Source organism: Pseudomonas sp. SIMBA_041, assembly GCF_046535095.1.
Taxonomy (GTDB): Bacteria; Pseudomonadota; Gammaproteobacteria; order Pseudomonadales; family Pseudomonadaceae; genus Aquipseudomonas; species Aquipseudomonas mucoides.
Genome location: NZ_JAWRXJ010000007.1, coordinates 259930 through 276991, shown reverse-complemented (window position 1 = coordinate 276991; position 17062 = coordinate 259930). Strand labels below are relative to the sequence as shown.

Sequence of the window (17062 nt, the reverse complement as noted above, 5' to 3'; positions counted from 1 at the left end):
GTCATGCACGGCGAATCTCCAATCAAACGTCGCGAATCCCGCAAGATCTGGGTCGGTAACGTGCCTGTTGGCGGCGATGCGCCTATCGCTGTGCAGAGCATGACCAACAGCGATACCAATGATGTTGCCGCCACCGTGGCCCAGATCAATCGTCTGGAAGCCGCTGGCGTCGACATCGTGCGCATTTCCGTGCCAGACATGGATGCCGCCGAAGCCTTCGGCAAGATCAAGAAACTGGTCAAAGTGCCCTTGGTGGCCGACATCCACTTCGACTACCGGATCGCATTGCGCGTGGCCGAGTTGGGTGTGGACTGCCTGCGGATCAACCCGGGCAACATCGGTCGCGAAGACCGCGTCCGCGCGGTAGTCGATGCCGCCCGTGATCGCGGGATTCCGATCCGCATCGGCGTCAACGCCGGTTCCCTGGAAAAAGACCTGCAGAAGAAGTACGGCGAGCCGACCCCGGCAGCGCTGGTTGAATCTGCCCTGCGTCACGTCGAGCACCTCGAACGCCTGAATTTCCAGGACTTCAAGGTCAGCGTGAAGGCCTCTGACGTGTTCATGGCCGTCGAAGCCTACCGTTTACTGGCCAAGGAAATCGTCCAGCCGCTGCACCTGGGTATCACCGAAGCGGGTGGTTTGCGTTCAGGCACAGTGAAATCCGCCGTGGGCCTCGGTATGCTGCTCGCCGAAGGGATTGGCGATACTATTCGCATCTCGTTGGCGGCTGACCCGGTCGAGGAAGTGAAAGTCGGCTACGACATTCTCAAATCCCTGCATCTGCGTTCCCGTGGCATCAACTTCATCGCCTGCCCGAGCTGCTCGCGGCAGAACTTCGATGTGGTCAAGACCATGAACGAGCTGGAAGGGCGCCTCGAAGACTTGTTGGTGCCGCTGGATGTCGCGGTCATCGGATGCGTGGTCAACGGGCCGGGTGAAGCCAAGGAAGCCCATATCGGCTTGACCGGCGGCACGCCCAACCTGATTTACATCGACGGCAAGCCGTCGCAGAAACTGACGAATGACAATCTGGTGGATGAGCTTGAACGCTTGATCCGCCAGAAAGCGGCCGAGAAAGTCGAAGCCGACGCGGCAGTCATCGCCCGCGGCTGAGCCGAACGAATTTAAGGATTTAAAGTGAGCAAGTCTCTGCAAGCCATTCGTGGCATGAACGACATCCTGCCCGAACAGACTCCCCTGTGGCGTCATTTCGAGGGCACCGTTTCGCGTCTGCTGGATAACTACGGTTACAAGCAGATCCGCATGCCGATCGTCGAGTTCACCGAGCTGTTCAAGCGCTCCATCGGTGAAGTGACCGACATCGTCGAAAAAGAGATGTACACCTTCGAAGATCGCAACGGCGACTCCCTGACCCTGCGTCCGGAAGGCACCGCTGCGTGCGTGCGTGCAGTGCTTGAGCACGGCATCACCGGCGGTGGCCAGGTGCAGAAACTCTGGTACATCGGCCCGATGTTCCGTCACGAGCGTCCGCAGAAAGGCCGTTATCGCCAGTTCCACCAGATCGGTGTCGAAGTGTTCAACCTCGACGGTCCGGACATCGATGCCGAGCTGATCGTGCTGACCTGGCGCCTGTGGGGCGAGCTGGGCATCCGTGATGCGGTCAAGCTCGAGCTCAACAGCCTGGGCACTGCCGAATCGCGCGGTCGCTATCGTGAAGCGCTGGTCGAGTTCCTGTCCGCGCATCTGGACAAGCTGGACGAAGACAGCCAACGCCGTCTGAAGACCAACCCGTTGCGGGTTCTGGACACCAAGAACGCCGACACCCAAGCGATCCTGGTCGACGCGCCAAAAATGGCCGACTACCTGGACGATGAGTCCCGCGTGCACTTCGAGGGCCTCAAGGCTCGTCTGGACGCCGCCGGCATTCCTTATGTGATCAACCCGAAGCTGGTTCGCGGGCTGGATTACTACAGCAAGACCGTTTTCGAATGGGTCACCGACAAGTTGGGCGCCCAGGGCACCGTGTGTGCCGGCGGTCGTTATGACGGTCTGGTCGAGCAGATGGGCGGCAAGCCGACCACGGGCGTTGGTTTCGCCATGGGCATCGAGCGCCTGGTGCTGTTGCTTGAGACCCTGGAGCAGATCCCGGAAGAAATCTCCCGTCAGGTCGATGTCTACCTCTGCGCCTTCGGCGAAGCGGCGGAACTCGCCGGCCTGACCCTGAGTGAACGTGTTCGTGATCAATTGCCCAACCTGCGCCTGCAAGTCAATGCCGGCGCCGGCAGCTTCAAAAGCCAGTTCAAGAAGGCCGACAAGAGCGGTGCGCTGTATGCGCTGATCCTCGGTGACGATGAGATGGCCCAGCAAGTGGTAGGTTTCAAACCCCTGCGTGGCCAGGGCGAACAACAAAGCATTGCCTGGGATGCGCTTGCTGCACACCTGGCCACCTGCGTCGTGCAGGGTTGAAGCTGTCAAACAGCCGATTTAGCGATTAAGGAGTATTGGGGTGTCGAGTACCGAAGACGAACAACTGGCGGATTTGAAGGACTGGTGGTCACGCAACGGCAAGCCCCTGGTTACTGGCGGCCTGCTGGCGCTGGTCATCGTGTTCGGCTGGCAAGCCTTTCACAAGTATCAGAGCAATCAGTCGCAAGGCGCCTCGATGCTCTATCAGCAACTGCTCGAAACCACGCTGACGCCTGACGGCAAGCCTGACGCAGCCCGTGTTGCCGACCTGGCTGGCAAGCTCAACAGCGAGTTCGCCGGCAGTGCCTACGCACAATACGGCAGCCTGTTCGTGGCGAAAGTCGCGGTCGACAGCGCCAAGCTGGACGACGCCGCCACCGAGCTCAAAGCCATTGTCGCCAAACCGGCCAACCCGGCGCTGGGTGAAATCGCCCGTCAGCGTCTGGCGCAGGTACTGGCCGCGCAGAACAAGGCCGATGAAGCCCTGAAGTTGCTCGAAGGCGATGCCGACAAAGCATTCCTGGCCACTCGTGAAGAACTCAAAGGCGACCTGCTGGTGCAGTTGGGTCGTACCGACGAAGCGAACACGGCGTATCAAAAAGCCAAGGCAGCCCTGTCGGATGAAGCGGCGGTCGGCGGCCTACAAATCAAGCTGGACGATCTGGCCAAAGGGGATGCGTGACGTGATTCGTTGGAAACATGCAGCATTGCTGGCCCTGGCCATTTTGGCCGCGGGTTGCAGCAGCAACAGCAAAAAAGAATTGCCGCCTGCCGAGCTCGTCGACTTCAAAGAAGAAGTGGTCTTGCACAAGCAGTGGAGTCGTTCGATCGGTGACGGTCAGGGCGAAACCTACAACATGCTGGTACCGGCGATTGATGGCGACAACATCTATGCTGCCGACGTCACTGGCGTGGTGGTCGCGATGGATCGCAGCAATGGCGACGTCAAATGGAAGAAAGATCTCGAACTGCCCGTTTCCGGCGCCGTTGGCGTGGGTTACGGGCTGGTCATGATCGGCACGCTCAAAGGCGAAATCGTTGCACTGGACGCGATCAACGGTGAAGAGAAATGGCGCGCTCGCGTGACCAGTGAAGTCCTCGCACCGCCGGCCAACAACGGTGACGTGGTTGTGGTTCAGACTCAGGACGACCGTCTGATCGGTCTGGATGCCGCGACCGGCAACCAGCGCTGGTTGTATGACAGTACGCCTGCGGTCCTGACCCTGCGCGGCACCAGCGCACCGATCGTGACCAACCGCCTTGCGCTGGCTGGCCTGTCGACCGGTAAAGTGGTCGCTCTGGACATCACCAACGGCGTGCCGGTGTGGGAACAGCGAGTAGCGATTCCACAAGGTCGTTCGGAGCTGGAACGTGTGGTCGATATCGACGGCGGCTTGCTGCTGTCCGGCGGTACTTTGTACGTTGCCAGCTATCAGGGGCGCGTTGCGGCACTGGACCTGGAAAGCGGTCGTCAGCTCTGGCAGCGTGATGCTTCCAGCTATGCCGGTGTCGCCCAGGGCTTTGGCAACGTCTACGTGAGCCTGTCTGCGGGCACGGTTGAAGGCGTCGACGAGCGTTCCACCACTGCATTGTGGAGCAACGACTCGCTGGCCCGTCGTCAACTGTCGGCTCCGGAAGTGTTCTCCAGCTACGTTGCAGTCGGCGACATGGAAGGCTACCTGCACCTGCTGAGCCAGGTGGACGGTCGTTTCGTCGGCCGCGAAAAGATTGACAGCGACGGCCTGCGTGCCCGTCCGCTGGTGGTGGGTGACACGATTTATGTGTATGGCAACAGCGGCAAACTGGAAGCCCTGACCATTAAGTAAAGGTTTGACTATGCTTGGGGTTAATCCCCAGGCAGCCCCGTAACACGGGGTTCGCAGCGCCCTCAAGCGTTGCCCCGAGCACCAGCCGCTGCCTCGCAGCGGCTTTTGTATTTTCTGAAATAACGAAGTGGAGAGCCGCATGGTTCCCGTAATCGCCCTGGTGGGCCGACCGAACGTCGGCAAGTCCACCTTGTTCAACCGCCTGACCAGGACTCGTGACGCCATCGTCGGCGACTTGTCCGGTCTGACCCGTGATCGCCAATACGGTGAGGCCAAGTGGCAAGGGCGTTCCTACATTCTGGTCGACACCGGCGGTATCTCCGGTGACGAGCACGGTATGGACGAAAAAATGGCCGAGCAGTCGCTTCTGGCCATTGAAGAAGCGGATGTCGTTCTGTTCCTGGTAGATGCCAAGGCTGGTTTCACCGCCGCCGACCAGATGATCGCCGAGCATTTGCGCAAACGTAACAAGCGTTCCTACGTGGTTGCCAACAAGGTCGACAACATCGACCCTGAAATGGCCCGCGCCGAGTTCGCCCCGTTGGGCATGGGCCACGCGATTCCTATCGCCGGTGCTCATGGTCGTGGCATCACCCAGATGCTGGAAATCGCCCTGAGCGATTTCCCGAAAGACGAGGAAGAGCCGGAAGACGGCGAAGAAGAGATCGTTGCCGAAGGTGAGGAAGCCAAGCGCATTCCTGGCCCAAGCGAAAAAGACGGTATCAAGATCGCCATCATCGGTCGCCCGAACGTCGGCAAGTCGACCCTGGTCAACCGCATGCTCGGTGAAGACCGGGTAATTGTGTATGACCAACCCGGCACCACCCGCGACAGTATCTACATCCCGTTCGAGCGTAACGACGAGAAGTACACGCTGATCGACACCGCCGGTGTGCGCAAGCGCGGCAAGATCCACGAAGAAGTTGAAAAATTCTCCGTGGTCAAAACCCTGCAAGCGATCAAAGACGCCAACGTGGTGATCTTCGTCATGGACGCCCGCGAAGGCGTGGTGGACCACGACCTCAACCTGCTGGGCTTCGCCATTGAGTCGGGTCGTGCGCTGGTGATCGCGATCAACAAGTGGGACGGCATGACGCCGAGCGAGCGCGACTTCGTGAAGGTCGAGCTGCAACGCCGACTGTTCTTCGTTGATTACGCCGACATCCACTTCATCTCGGCCCTGCACGGCACGGGCGTGGGCAACCTCTACGCCTCGGTACAGAACTCGTTCAAGTCCGCCGTGACCCGTTGGCCGACCAACCGCCTTACCCAGATTCTGGAAGATGCGGTCGGTGAGCACGCGCCACCGATGGTCAACAACCGCCGGATCAAGCTGCGTTACGCCCACTTGGGTGGTGCGAACCCGCCGATCATCGTGATCCACGGTAACCAGATCGAGAAGGTGCCGAAGTCTTACGTTCGTTACCTGGAAAACACGTACCGTCGTGTCTTGAAGCTGGTCGGTACGCCGATCCGCATCGAGTTCAAGGGCGGCGAGAACCCGTTCGAAGGCAAAAAGACCACGCTGACCGACCGCCAGGTCAACAAGAAGCGTCGCATGATGTCGCACCACAAAAAGGCCGACAAAAAGCGCCGCGATAAGAAATAGAAGCAGCTTTAAGTTTCAAGCAGCAAGCTTCAAGTCGAAGCAAGAAAGGGTCCTGTCAGGGGCCCTTTTTTGTGCCTGAAGGTTTGAGGCTTGACCGCTTGCAGCTTGTCGCTTGAAACTTGCAGCTCACCTGCAAGGGGCTACCGATGATCACCAGTAAGCTGCCGAATGTCGGCATCACTATCTTCACTCAGATGTCTCAACTCGCGGCGCAAACCGGGGCGATCAACCTGTCCCAGGGTTTTCCCGATTTCGATGCCCCGCAAGCCCTGTGCGATGCAGTCGGCCGGCACATCGCCAATGGCCATAACCAATATTCGCCAATGACCGGCCTGCCGGCTCTGCGGCAGCAAGTGTCGGCGAAGATCGCTCGCAGCTACGGCGTCAACGTCGATGCCGATCACGAAGTGACCATCACTCCTGGCGCCACCCAGGCGATCTTCTGCGCGATTCAGGCGGTCATCCACAGCGGCGACGAAGTCATCGTGTTCGATCCTTGCTACGACAGTTACGAGCCGTCGGTGGAACTGGCCGGTGGACGCTGCGTGCACGTGCAGCTCGGGCTGAACGATTTCTCCATCGACTTCCAGAAACTGGCTGACGCCATTACCCCGCGCACGCGGATGATCGTGCTGAACTCGCCGCACAACCCGAGTGGGGCGCTGATCAGCCGGGCCGAGCTGGATCAGTTGGCGGATCTGATTCGGGGTCGCGACATCTATCTGGTCAGCGACGAAGTCTACGAACACCTGGTGTTTGACGGCGTGCCTCACGTCAGTGTGCTCAATCACGAAGAGCTGTATCAGCGCGCGTTCGTGGTCAGTTCCTTCGGCAAGACTTATCACGTTACCGGCTGGAAAACCGGCTATGTGGTCGCACCGCCGGCACTCACCGCCGAGCTGCGCAAGGTGCATCAATACGTCAGTTTCTGCGGCGTCACTCCGCTGCAATTTGCCTTGGCTGACTTCATGGCGGAGCACCCGGAACACATCGAAGAGTTGCCAGGTTTCTATCAGGCCAAGCGGGATATGTTCTGCGATTTGCTGACGCCATCGCGCTTCAGTTTCACTCGTGTGACCGGCACCTATTTCCAGTTGGTCGACTACTCGCAGATCCGCCCGGACCTCAATGACGTCGAGATGGCATTGTGGATGACCCGCGAACATGGCGTCGCGAGCATCCCGATCTCGGTGTTCTACCAGACCCCACCCGAAGGCCAGCGCCTGGTGCGCCTGTGCTTCGCCAAACGCGAGGAGACCCTGCGTGAAGCAGCGGCAAAACTATGCGTGATCTGAGTGCACTGCCCAACCTGAATGTCGCGTTGATCCAGACCACGCTGGCCTGGCACGACCGGCAAGCCAATCTGGAGCATTTCGAGCAGCTGCTGGACCAGGCGCGCGGCGCGGACCTGATCATCCTGCCGGAGATGTTCACCACCGGTTTCTCCATGGAATCGGAAACGCTGGCGGAGGCGGAAAACGGTCCGACCAGCAAGTGGCTGCGCGTTCAGGCGGCGAAACTCGACGCGGTCATCACCGGCAGCATCATTGTTCAAACCGCAGACGGCAGTCATCGCAATCGCCTGCTGTGGGCGCGGCCGGACGGGGAGGTGTGGCACTACGACAAGCGCCATCTGTTCCGCATGGCTGGCGAGCATAACCATTACACGCCGGGCGAGCGTCAGGTGCAGTTCGAACTCAAGGGCTGGCGCGTGCGGCCGCTGATTTGTTACGACCTGCGCTTTCCGGTCTGGAGCCGGGATGCGCAAGACACCGACTTGCTGCTGTACACCGCCAACTGGCCAGGTGCACGGCGTCAGCACTGGAACCGTTTGCTGCCGGCGCGGGCCATCGAAAACCTCTGCTACGTGGCCGCGGTGAATCGCATCGGTACTGATGGCAAAGGCTTCGCCTACACCGGTGACAGTCAGGTACTGGATTTCCAGGGCGAAACCCTGCTCAGTGCCGGTGAAGCCGACGGCGTGTTTCAAGTGGTGCTGAACGCTGCGGACCTGCAGGCCTATCGCACGCGTTTCCCGGCGAACCTTGACGCTGATACCTTCGAGTTCACCTGACATCCTTGCCGTTTGAACCGGCCTCATCGCGAGCGAGCTCGCTCCCACATTGATCGATGTGAACGCAAAGTTTGTGTACACCAAAATCCACTGTGGGAGCGAGCTTGCTCGCGATGCACCCAGGACGGTCAGCACAAAAACAGCAGGCAAACAAAAAGGCCCCAAGGTAAGTACCTTGGGGCCTTTTGCATTTCAGCGACCGCTTACGCCGCTTTGGCTTCCGGCTGGCTCAGCGAGCGGTTCAGCGCGCTGAACAGGGCCTTGAAGCTGGCCGTGGTGATGTTTTCATCGATACCCACACCGTGCACCGCACGCTCGCCGTTCACACGCAGTTCAATGTAGGCCGCTGCCTTGGCATTGGTGCCCGCGCCGATCGCGTGTTCGTTGTAGTCCATGATCTCCACCGGAATCGGCAGGCCGGCCACCAGGGCTTCCAGCGCGCCGTTGCCCTTGCCGCGCCAGTGCAGGTTGGTTTCGCCCTGACCTTTGCTCGAGACTTCCACTTCCACCGCACTGTGACCGTTTTCTTCCTGCAGACGATGGCTGACCAGCGCGTACGGGGTGTTGGCCTGCAAGTACTCGCTGTGCAGCAAGGCGTGGATTTGCTGAGCGGTCATTTCCAGGCCGAGGCGATCGGTTTCACGTTGTACAACCTGGCTGAACTCGATCTGCATGCGGCGTGGCAAGTTGATGCCGTATTCCTGTTCCAGCAGGTAAGCGATACCGCCCTTGCCCGACTGGCTGTTGACGCGGATCACCGCCTCGTAGCTACGACCGATGTCGGCCGGGTCGATCGGCAAGTATGGCACTTCCCACAGGGCATCCGGTTTCTGCTGGGCGAAGCCCTTGCGGATCGCATCCTGGTGCGAGCCGGAGAATGCGGTATGCACCAGGTCGCCAACGTACGGGTGACGAGGGTGTACCTGAATCTGGTTGCACTCTTCGACGACTTTGCGCACGCCGTCGATGTCGGAGAAGTCCAGCTCAGGGTGAACACCCTGGGTGTAGAGGTTCAGCGCCACGGTCACGAGGTCGACGTTACCGGTACGCTCCCCGTTGCCGAACAGGCAGCCTTCGACACGGTCGGCACCGGCCATCAGGCCCAATTCGGTAGCAGCGACACCGGTGCCACGGTCGTTGTGGGTGTGCAGGCTGATGATCACGCTGTCACGACGGTTGATGTGACGGCCGAACCATTCGATCTGGTCAGCGTAGATGTTCGGGGTGGCGCATTCGACGGTGGCAGGCAAGTTGAGGATCATCTTGTGCTCAGGCGTCGGGTTCCAGACCTCGATCACGGCATCGCAGACTTCCTTGGCGAATTCCAGTTCGGTGGCGCTGAACGTCTCTGGCGAGTACTCGAAGGTCCACTCGGTGTCTGGCTGCTGGGCGGCGTATTTGACGAACAGCTTGGCCGCGCTGACGGCGATTTCCTTGATTCCGTCCTTGTCCTGATTGAAGACAATCCGGCGGAAGGAAGGGGAGGTCGCGTTGTACAGGTGAACGATGGCTTTCTTCGCGCCGCGCAAGGATTCGAAAGTGCGTTCGATCAAGTCTTCACGGCCCTGGGTCAGCACCTGAATGGTGGTGTCGTCCGGGATGTGGTTGCCTTCGATCAGGGTACGCACGAAATCGAAGTCGGTTTGCGATGCCGCCGGGAACGAGGCTTCGATTTCTTTCACGCCGACAGCCACGAGGGTTTTCCAGAAGCGCAGCTTCTTGACCGCATCCATTGGCTCGATCAGCGACTGGTTGCCATCACGAAGGTCAGAGCTGCACCAGATCGGCGCGGCGGTGATGGTCTTCGACGGCCAGGTGCGATCCGGGATATCGATGGTCGGGAACGCACGGTATTTCGAAGACGGGTCTTTGAGCATGCTCATCGGGGGAATCCTTATTGTGTGGGCCGAAAAAAGGCGGCCTGCCGGTGGATCAAATGTTCTTGGGGAAAAGCGTAGGGCGAGGCACCGCGATTCAGCCTGGCAGTCGTGCGCTGACGAGGCACAGGCTGCGGTGCTGGCGAAGCTGAATGAGGGTGTGAAAGGTTTTCATGCCTTCAACCCTAACCGCGAGGGTGAAGGATGGCAAGCGGTCGAAAAAAATTGAGAGGAATACCCGAAAAGGCAGTTTTATCGAGATTTTATTGCTGTGAGCGGGGCTGATTGTTTTGATGATTGCGCGAGGTTTGAGCACTGCGCAATTGTAGAATTGCGATGACGGCCGCTTGAGCGCGGCTATGCTTAAAGCCTGATCAAGGCAGGAGTCGGACATGAACGAGTCGGACTGGAAGCGGTATAGCGCGTTGCGGCCGTTGGCCCATGAGCGGATGTGTATCCGGATCATGGAGGAGGTCGAGCGCACCGTGGCGGATAAAAGCCTGACGCCTTACGAGCGGATTGAAGCCACTGAAGAGCTGCTTCAGTGCAGGCAAAAGGAGCTGTATTGGGCGTTTGGTGTGTTCAGGTTTTCACGGCATGAGGCGCGGTCGCACTTGCTTGGGTTGTGCGCGCGGGAGTTGATCACGTCTGAGGAACTGGCGGGGTTTTCGGCGGAGACTCAGGAGTGGATCAGGCATTGCCTGGCGGACCGGGAAGCCCATGGGATTGAGGATCTTGAGGCTGAATAGAAGGCGTCTGTGATGCCGCCATCGCGGGCAAGCCCGCTCCCACAGGGTTGGAGATCCCATGTGGGAGCGGGCTTGCCCGCGAAGAGGCCATCAGCCTTTGCACACAATTCAGGGTTGAAACGCCCCAATAAAAATCGCCGGATCCACCCGCGCATCATTCAGGCTGACATTCCAGTGCATATGTGGCCCGGTCGCACGGCCAGTCGCACCGACCTTGCCTACCACTCCACCACGCGCCAACTGCTGCCCAACCTTCACATCGATTTTCGACATATGGCAGAACATGCTGATAAAGCCCTGGCCATGATCGACAAACACCGTGTTGCCGTTGAAGAAGTAGTTGCCGATCAGAATCACCTTGCCCGCGGCCGGCGTCTTGATCGGCGTACCCGCCGGCACGGCGAAGTCCAGCCCCGCGTGCGGATTGCGCTCTTCACCATTAAAGAAGCGGCGCACGCCAAACTTGCTCGACAGCGGTCCGTTGACCGGTTTGTCCAGCAACAGGTTGCTCGGAGTGTTCGGGCTGAAGCTGCGGTAGGCCTGGATCTGCTCGGCCAGTTCGCCTTCGATGCGCTTGAGGTTGTCCGGGTTCGGATTGACCTGCTGGGTATTTTTCAGGGTGATGTGTTGTTCCGGGTATTTCTTGTTGCCGACGGTGAAGTTCAGGCTGCGACCGCCGCTGCTGATCTGCTGCGTGCCCGGTTTCACGGTCAACGGCACGCCGACAATCGCCAGCCAGTTGTTCTGTTCCTTGACCACCAGCACCGGTTTGCCTTGATAGCTGGCTTTTGGCGCCTGGGCAGCGGCGCCCAGATCCACCACGGCCACGCCGCCCGGCACCGGTTTGTTCAATAGGCGAGTGATGTAGCTGTCGGCGTGGGCGTTGAAGGTCAGGCACAGCAACAGCAGCGGAGCTAAAAAACGCGGCATGGATCAATCCAGTAAAGAAAGGGTGACAGGCGTCAGATGATTGTCTTCGACCCGAACTTGCAGTTCGCCGTCGCCGAGCTTGGCCTTCAGGCGCTGACCGTTATGGGTTTGTTCGGCGCTGCGGATCGCGTTGCCGCGCTCGTCCAGCAGAATGCTGTAACCACGGGCAAGGGTCGCCAGCGGGCTGACCACCTGCAACGTCTGCACTTGGCTTTGCAGTTGCAGGCGCCGCGACTTGAGGCCTTCGCGGATGGCACGGGGCAGGCGTTCGGCGAGGCTGTCGAGGCGCTGGCGGAGCATCGCCAGTTGCCGGCCAGGATGTTGCCCGGCGAGGCGGGTTTCCAGGCGAATCAAACGTTCGCGACGGGTGTTGAGGCTGCGTTCGAAGGCGCGCCGCATGCGCATGTCCAGATCATCCAGACGCTGCGCTTGCTGGCGCAGGCGTTCGCCGGGGTGGCGCAGGCGGCGAGAGATGCCCTCCAGACGCAGGCGGTCGCGCATCAAGCGGTCACGCATGCGCATCACCAGCCGGCGATGCAGGCTTTCGACCCTGCGCACCAGATCGCTGGAATCCGGTGCGAGCAGTTCGGCGGCAGCGGAGGGCGTCGGGGCGCGAACGTCGGCCACGAAGTCACTGATCGATACGTCGGTTTCGTGACCGACAGCGCTGACAATCGGTGTGACGCAGGCATCAACGGCGCGGGCCACCGCTTCTTCGTTGAAGCACCAGAGGTCTTCCAGCGAGCCGCCGCCACGGGCCAGGATCAGCGCGTCGAAACCACGGGCGTCCGCCAGTTTCAGTGCGCGGACAATCTGCGCGGTGGCTTCGCGACCTTGCACGGCGGTGGGAATCAGTGTCAGCTGGATCTGCGGCGCACGGCGGCGGAACACGCTGATAATGTCGCGAATCACTGCGCCGGTCGGCGAACTGATGATGCCGATGCGTTGAGGGTGCGCTGGAAGCGCCACTTTGCGCTCGGCACTGAACAGACCTTCGGCGCTGAGCTTTTCCTTCAAGGCATCGAAGGCCAAACGCAGTGCGCCGTCACCGGCCGGCTCCACGGTGTCGAGGATCAGCTGATAATCGCCGCGCCCCTCGAACAACGAAACCTTGCCGCGGACTTTGACCGCCAGGCCATCCTTCAAGGCTTGGCGAACCCGCGCAGCGTTCTGCCGGAACAGCGCGCAACGCACTTGGGCGCCGCTGTCCTTGAGGGTGAAATACACGTGGCCGGACGCCGGGCGGGCGAGGTTGGAGATTTCGCCTTCGACCCAGATATTGCTGAACACGTCTTCGAGCAACACCCGCGCGCGGCCGTTGAGCTGGCTGACAGTCAGGACTTCACGGTCCAGGCCGAGTCTTGCAAAGGGATCTTTAATCATGGGGCGCAGTTTAAAGGCATTCGACTTCGAATCTCCATGAGTCAGCGCAAATCCCCTGTGGGAGCAGGCTCGCTCCCACAATGATCTGTGCAGACATTGATGAAGTGTTGAACCAGCGTCGTGGGATTCTGCCGGCAGGCGAGGGCGACGGTGCTGAGGCAATCCGGGTCTGCCAGGGGCAGGAAGTGAATGTCAGATGGCGCAATGTCCCGCATCGATTCCGGCAGCAGGGCGATGCCGAACCCGGCCTGAATCAATTGCAGTTGTGTGGTTTTGCGCGACACCACTCGGGCCGCTCTCGGGAAGAAACCCTGACGCATGCACAGCTCGGCGGATAGATAACTCAGGCCGCCGCGCTGGGGATGAGGAATGGAGATAAAGGCTTCATCCTTCAGTTGCGCCAGATCGATGCCCTGAGCGGAGTTATCCACAGCCAGTCGATGATTGGGGGGAACGGCCAGCAGCAAGCGTTCGCTGTACAACGGAACAATCTGCACGCCTTCACATTGGCGCAATACCGGCAGCCGCAGCAGTCCGACATCCAGCTGACTGTCGGCCAACGCTTCAAGTTGCGCTTCGGAAGACAGCTTGGCGATCTCCATGGACACGCCGACATGCTGGCTCAGATAGCCGCTGATGCCTCGCAGCAGGCGACCACTCATGGGCACGGTGCTTGAGTGGCTAAGACGCAAGGTGCCGAGTTCTCCATTTCCGACCTGGGTAGTCATCTGACTGGCCTTGGTCAATTCGATCAGCAGGTTTCTGGCCCTGGGCAGGAAGGCTTCACCGGCCGCCGTCAGCCGGGGCAGACGTGCAGTGCGTTCGAACAAGGGGGTTTGCAGACGGGTTTCCATGTCCTTGATCTGCCGGCTCAAGGCTGACTGCGCGACAAACAAACGCTCAGCGGCTGCACTGAAGCTCCCGCACTCGGCGATTTCCACGAAGTAACGCAATTGACGGGTTGAAAGCACGAGGCATGCCTTTTTGAGATGAGAGGGCGACTTTGAAGATATTAGTCGCAAGACTCGGCGCTGGCTAAAGTCATCACAGGTAATTAATGAAGGCGTGCAGATGAACTTGTTTGAGATGTTGCACCAATGGCCCTTCGGCACAACGGATTGGCTGATCATCGGGCTGGGCATCGCTCTGGCTTATATCGTGTTCGGCATAGCCGGTTTCGGCACCGCGCTGGTGGCGGGGCCGATTCTGATTTTGTTCATGCCGTTGTCGAAGATCGTGCCATTGCTGGTGCTGCTGGATTTTGTCGCGGCGTTCGGCAATCTGCTGCCCTCGCGGCGTGATGTGGCGAAACCCGAGTTGCTGCGGTTGCTACCGTGCATGGCGGTGGGGTGCACACTGGGGGTGATCTTTCTGCTGAACCTGAAATCCGACGTTTTGCTGCTGCTGATGGGGCTATTTATCAGTGCTTATGCGATTTACAGCCTGTGGGTCAAAACCCGTCCGACACAGTTATCCGCCGCGTGGGCGGTGCCGATGGGCGCGGTGGGCGGGATGTTCGGGGCGTTGTTTGGCAGTGGCGGCTTCTTATATGCGATCTATTTGAACAGCCGATTGCCCAAAGAGGCGGCCCGCGCAACCCAGAGTGCGCTGATCAGTTGCAGCACGGTGGTGCGCTTGAGCCTGTTTGCCGTCGCAGGTGTGTACGCCGAGCTACCCTTGTTGGTATTGGCGTTGTGTTTGTTGCCGGCCATGGCCTTGGGGCTATGGATCGGGCGGCGATTGACCATGAGGTTATCGCGCGAAGCGTTTGTGCGACTGGTGACCTGGTTGGTACTGGCCAGCGGGATTGCCTTGATCGGACGTTACTTGAGCACTTGACCTGAGCATGTCAGGGATTAAGCTGCCGCCCGAAAATCCTGTAGGAGTGAGCCTGCTCGCGATAGCGGTGTATCAGTCGACAACATTATTGAATGTTAAACCGCTATCGCGAGCAGGCTCATTCCTACAAGGGTGAATATTCAGTATTTGCAGGGCTGTGCCATGAACTCCCAAAGCATCATCGTCCCGAAAATCTCCACGCTGCCAGTGCACGAACCCCGGGCCCGGGCGGTCGTGCGGTGGCTGGTGCGCAAAAACATCATCAAGGAAGAGCTCACGACGTGCGGCCGCACCGGCAATCGCATGGGCCATGCCATCGCCGACGGTGCCCGCGCCGTGGTCCTGCACCCCGAAGCACTGCCATTTGGCGAGCCAATCAATGGTCTGGAGATCATCACCAAGCGCTGCATTTACACGCCGGCCAAAGGTTTCCTGAGCGAGGCGGGCTGCGCCGAATGCCGCAAGGAAGTCGGCGAAGCGCTGTTCGAAAGCCTGGAAGACTGGATGCCCGGCCGCACCGACAACTTCACCTGTCCAGAATGCGGGCATGAAGATGACATCAACGGGTTTCTGTTCCTGCAGGAATGCGGTTTTTCCAACCTCGGATTCATCTTCAATAACTGGGCAGAAGCCGGGTTCAAGCAGAGCTTTATCGACGAATTTGCCGATTGGCTGGATCAGCCGGTGAGTTGGGTCAAAGTTGAATTGTAGGCCGCGAGAAATCCCGTATATCAGTAATGCTAATAATAGACAGAGTTTTACATTGAACCCGAGGGGGTGTCTGACTATAATGGCGCGCTTCCATTTTCCCGCTCGGGAGCCCCCGCGATGCTGCGTATCAGCCAAGAAGCTCTGACATTCGACGACATTCTCCTAGTGCCCGGTTATTCCGAGGTACTTCCTAACGAAGTCAGTCTCAAGACCCGCCTAACCCGTGGCATCGAGCTGAACATTCCTCTGGTTTCTGCCGCCATGGACACCGTTACTGAAGCCCGTCTGGCAATCGCCATGGCTCAGGAAGGTGGCATCGGTATCATCCACAAGAACATGACCATCGAGCAGCAAGCTGCCGAAGTGCGTAAGGTCAAGCGTTACGAAGCCGGCGTGGTCAAGGACCCGATCACTATCGAGGCTGACGCCACGGTTCGTGAACTGTTCGAACTGACCCGCATGCACAACATCTCCGGCGTTCCGGTACTGCACAATGGCGACCTGGTCGGCATCGTCACTTCCCGTGACGTGCGCTTCGAGAACCGCTTGGACGTCTCCGTCCGTGAAGTGATGACGCCTAAAGAGCGTCTGGTCACGGTCAAGGAAGGCGCGGACAAGAACGACGTTCGCGAGTTGTTGCACAAGCACCGCATCGAACGCGTACTGATCGTCGACGACAAATTCGCCCTCAAAGGCATGATGACCGTCAACGACATCGAAAAAGCCAAGGCTTACCCACTGGCCAGCAAGGACGATCAAGGTCGTCTGCGTGTAGGCGCTGCAGTCGGTACCGGTAAAGACACCGGTGATCGCGTCGCAGCCCTGGTCAATGCCGGCGTTGACGTGGTGGTGGTCGACACCGCTCACGGTCACTCCAAAGGCGTGATCGACCGCGTTCGCTGGGTCAAACAGAATTTCCCTGAAGTGCAGGTCATCGGCGGCAACATCGCCACCGGCGCTGCCGCCAAGGCCCTGGCCGATGCCGGCGCTGACGCCGTCAAGGTCGGTATCGGCCCTGGCTCGATCTGCACCACCCGTATCGTCGCCGGTGTCGGCGTTCCGCAAATCAGTGCCATCGCCAACGTCGCCGCTGCCCTTGAAGGCACTGGCGTTCCGTTGATCGCCGACGGCGGCATCCGTTTCTCCGGTGACCTGTCCAAGGCCATCGTTGCCGGTGCTTCCTGCGTGATGATGGGCTCGATGTTCGCCGGTACTGAAGAAGCGCCGGGCGAGATCGAACTGTTCCAGGGTCGTTCGTACAAGGCTTACCGTGGCATGGGTTCGCTGGGCGCCATGTCCCAGGCTCAAGGTTCCTCCGACCGTTACTTCCAGGACTCCTCGGCAGGCGCCGAGAAACTGGTTCCGGAAGGCATCGAAGGGCGTGTTCCTTACAAGGGCACCCTGAGCGCCATCATCCATCAACTGATGGGCGGCCTGCGTTCCTCGATGGGCTACACCGGCAGTGCCGACATCGAAGAAATGCGCACCAAGCCTGAGTTCGTGCGGATCACCGGTGCTGGCATGGCCGAGTCCCACGTTCACGACGTACAAATCACCAAAGAAGCGCCAAACTACCGCGTAGGTTGAGGCTTCAAGCAAAAAGTTAAGTAACCGGGGCTGTTTTATTCAGCCCCGAG

16 protein-coding genes are annotated in these 17062 nt (G+C 59.6%); 11 read left to right on the top strand and 5 right to left on the bottom strand.

All coding sequences use genetic code 11. The features are described 5' to 3' along the window. Nucleotides 1-3 precede the first annotated feature (3 nt). The 7 genes from ispG (at nt 4) to SB725_RS19125 (ending at nt 7936) form a co-directional block, all read left to right on the top strand. A complete protein-coding gene (ispG, locus tag SB725_RS19155; protein ID WP_027922758.1) occupies nt 4-1113 on the top strand; it encodes a flavodoxin-dependent (E)-4-hydroxy-3-methylbut-2-enyl-diphosphate synthase in 1110 nt (369 codons plus the stop codon). Between the two features lie 24 nt (nt 1114-1137). Next, nucleotides 1138-2427: a histidine--tRNA ligase gene (gene hisS, locus SB725_RS19150; protein WP_059182204.1), complete on the top strand. Its 1290-nt coding sequence runs from the start codon at nt 1138-1140 to the stop codon at nt 2425-2427. A 40-nt stretch (nt 2428-2467) separates the two neighbouring features. Then, a complete protein-coding gene (locus SB725_RS19145; protein ID WP_027922760.1) occupies nt 2468-3109 on the top strand; it encodes a tetratricopeptide repeat protein in 642 nt (213 codons plus the stop codon). Beyond that, nucleotides 3102-4253: an outer membrane protein assembly factor BamB gene (gene bamB, locus SB725_RS19140; protein WP_027922761.1), complete on the top strand. Its 1152-nt coding sequence runs from the start codon at nt 3102-3104 to the stop codon at nt 4251-4253. Before SB725_RS19145 ends, bamB begins: the two co-directional genes overlap by 8 nt. A gap of 139 nt (nt 4254-4392) precedes the next feature. Beyond that, on the top strand, nt 4393-5862 hold the full coding sequence (der, locus tag SB725_RS19135) for a ribosome biogenesis GTPase Der (protein ID WP_027922762.1): 1470 nt from the start codon (nt 4393-4395) through the stop codon (nt 5860-5862). 146 nt (nt 5863-6008) lie between these two features. Next, complete coding sequence (locus SB725_RS19130) at nt 6009-7157, top strand: pyridoxal phosphate-dependent aminotransferase (RefSeq protein WP_027922973.1); 1149 nt, start codon at nt 6009-6011, stop codon at nt 7155-7157. Continuing rightward, nucleotides 7145-7936 carry an amidohydrolase gene (locus SB725_RS19125; RefSeq protein ID WP_027922763.1) on the top strand — a complete coding sequence of 264 codons (792 nt, stop codon included), beginning with the start codon at nt 7145-7147 and terminating at the stop codon, nt 7934-7936. Before SB725_RS19130 ends, SB725_RS19125 begins: the two co-directional genes overlap by 13 nt. A 203-nt stretch (nt 7937-8139) precedes the next feature. Here the strand turns inward: SB725_RS19125 and leuA are convergent, their stop codons facing one another. Further along, nucleotides 8140-9819, bottom strand: a complete 1680-nt coding sequence (leuA, locus tag SB725_RS19120) for a 2-isopropylmalate synthase (protein WP_027922764.1) — start codon at nt 9817-9819, stop codon at nt 8140-8142. A 91-nt stretch (nt 9820-9910) separates the two neighbouring features. After that, nucleotides 9911-10207 carry a hypothetical protein gene (locus SB725_RS19115; RefSeq protein ID WP_027922765.1) on the bottom strand — a complete coding sequence of 99 codons (297 nt, stop codon included), beginning with the start codon at nt 10205-10207 and terminating at the stop codon, nt 9911-9913. Here SB725_RS19115 and SB725_RS19110 point away from each other — a divergent pair. Continuing rightward, entirely contained in the window at nt 10206-10562 is a 357-nt protein-coding gene (locus SB725_RS19110; RefSeq protein WP_027922766.1) for a hypothetical protein, read from the top strand. The genes SB725_RS19115 and SB725_RS19110 overlap by 2 nt on opposite strands. A 108-nt stretch (nt 10563-10670) precedes the next feature. On the opposite strand, the gene SB725_RS19105 is transcribed toward SB725_RS19110, so the two are convergent. From SB725_RS19105 to SB725_RS19095, 3 genes are read right to left on the bottom strand one after another with little or no spacing between them, the layout of a single operon-like run. Continuing rightward, nucleotides 10671-11492, bottom strand: coding sequence for a peptidoglycan DD-metalloendopeptidase family protein (locus SB725_RS19105; RefSeq protein WP_059182206.1), 822 nt, complete (start codon nt 11490-11492; stop codon nt 10671-10673). 3 nt (nt 11493-11495) lie between these two features. Next, complete coding sequence (xseA, locus tag SB725_RS19100) at nt 11496-12875, bottom strand: exodeoxyribonuclease VII large subunit (protein WP_059182207.1); 1380 nt, start codon at nt 12873-12875, stop codon at nt 11496-11498. A gap of 41 nt (nt 12876-12916) precedes the next feature. Beyond that, nucleotides 12917-13846: a LysR family transcriptional regulator gene (locus SB725_RS19095; protein ID WP_410922479.1), complete on the bottom strand. Its 930-nt coding sequence runs from the start codon at nt 13844-13846 to the stop codon at nt 12917-12919. A gap of 100 nt (nt 13847-13946) precedes the next feature. Between SB725_RS19095 and SB725_RS19090 the strand changes: the two genes are divergently transcribed. The 3 genes from SB725_RS19090 (at nt 13947) to guaB (ending at nt 17012) form a co-directional block, all read left to right on the top strand. Further along, nucleotides 13947-14714: a sulfite exporter TauE/SafE family protein gene (locus SB725_RS19090; protein ID WP_027922770.1), complete on the top strand. Its 768-nt coding sequence runs from the start codon at nt 13947-13949 to the stop codon at nt 14712-14714. A gap of 162 nt (nt 14715-14876) precedes the next feature. Then, complete coding sequence (locus SB725_RS19085; RefSeq protein ID WP_027922771.1) at nt 14877-15425, top strand: hypothetical protein; 549 nt, start codon at nt 14877-14879, stop codon at nt 15423-15425. A 117-nt stretch (nt 15426-15542) separates the two neighbouring features. After that, on the top strand, nt 15543-17012 hold the full coding sequence (guaB, locus tag SB725_RS19080) for an IMP dehydrogenase (protein WP_410922478.1): 1470 nt from the start codon (nt 15543-15545) through the stop codon (nt 17010-17012). Nucleotides 17013-17062 lie beyond the last annotated feature (50 nt).

Excerpts from the sequence above, each read along its gene's own strand:
- ispG (WP_027922758.1), top strand. The coding sequence starts at position 4 with ATGCACGGCGAATCTCCAATCAAACGTCGCGAATCCCGCAAGATCTGG.
- bamB (WP_027922761.1), top strand. The coding sequence starts at position 3,102 with ATGCGTGACGTGATTCGTTGGAAACATGCAGCATTGCTGGCCCTGGCC.
- der (WP_027922762.1), top strand. The coding sequence starts at position 4,393 with ATGGTTCCCGTAATCGCCCTGGTGGGCCGACCGAACGTCGGCAAGTCC.
- SB725_RS19130 (WP_027922973.1), top strand. The coding sequence starts at position 6,009 with ATGATCACCAGTAAGCTGCCGAATGTCGGCATCACTATCTTCACTCAG.
- SB725_RS19125 (WP_027922763.1), top strand. The coding sequence starts at position 7,145 with ATGCGTGATCTGAGTGCACTGCCCAACCTGAATGTCGCGTTGATCCAG.
- leuA (WP_027922764.1), bottom strand. The coding sequence starts at position 9,819 with ATGAGCATGCTCAAAGACCCGTCTTCGAAATACCGTGCGTTCCCGACC.
- SB725_RS19110 (WP_027922766.1), top strand. The coding sequence starts at position 10,206 with ATGAACGAGTCGGACTGGAAGCGGTATAGCGCGTTGCGGCCGTTGGCC.
- SB725_RS19115 (WP_027922765.1), bottom strand. The coding sequence starts at position 10,207 with ATGTCCGACTCCTGCCTTGATCAGGCTTTAAGCATAGCCGCGCTCAAG.
- SB725_RS19105 (WP_059182206.1), bottom strand. The coding sequence starts at position 11,492 with ATGCCGCGTTTTTTAGCTCCGCTGCTGTTGCTGTGCCTGACCTTCAAC.
- xseA (WP_059182207.1), bottom strand. The coding sequence starts at position 12,875 with ATGATTAAAGATCCCTTTGCAAGACTCGGCCTGGACCGTGAAGTCCTG.
- SB725_RS19090 (WP_027922770.1), top strand. The coding sequence starts at position 13,947 with ATGAACTTGTTTGAGATGTTGCACCAATGGCCCTTCGGCACAACGGAT.
- SB725_RS19085 (WP_027922771.1), top strand. The coding sequence starts at position 14,877 with ATGAACTCCCAAAGCATCATCGTCCCGAAAATCTCCACGCTGCCAGTG.
- guaB (WP_410922478.1), top strand. The coding sequence starts at position 15,543 with ATGCTGCGTATCAGCCAAGAAGCTCTGACATTCGACGACATTCTCCTA.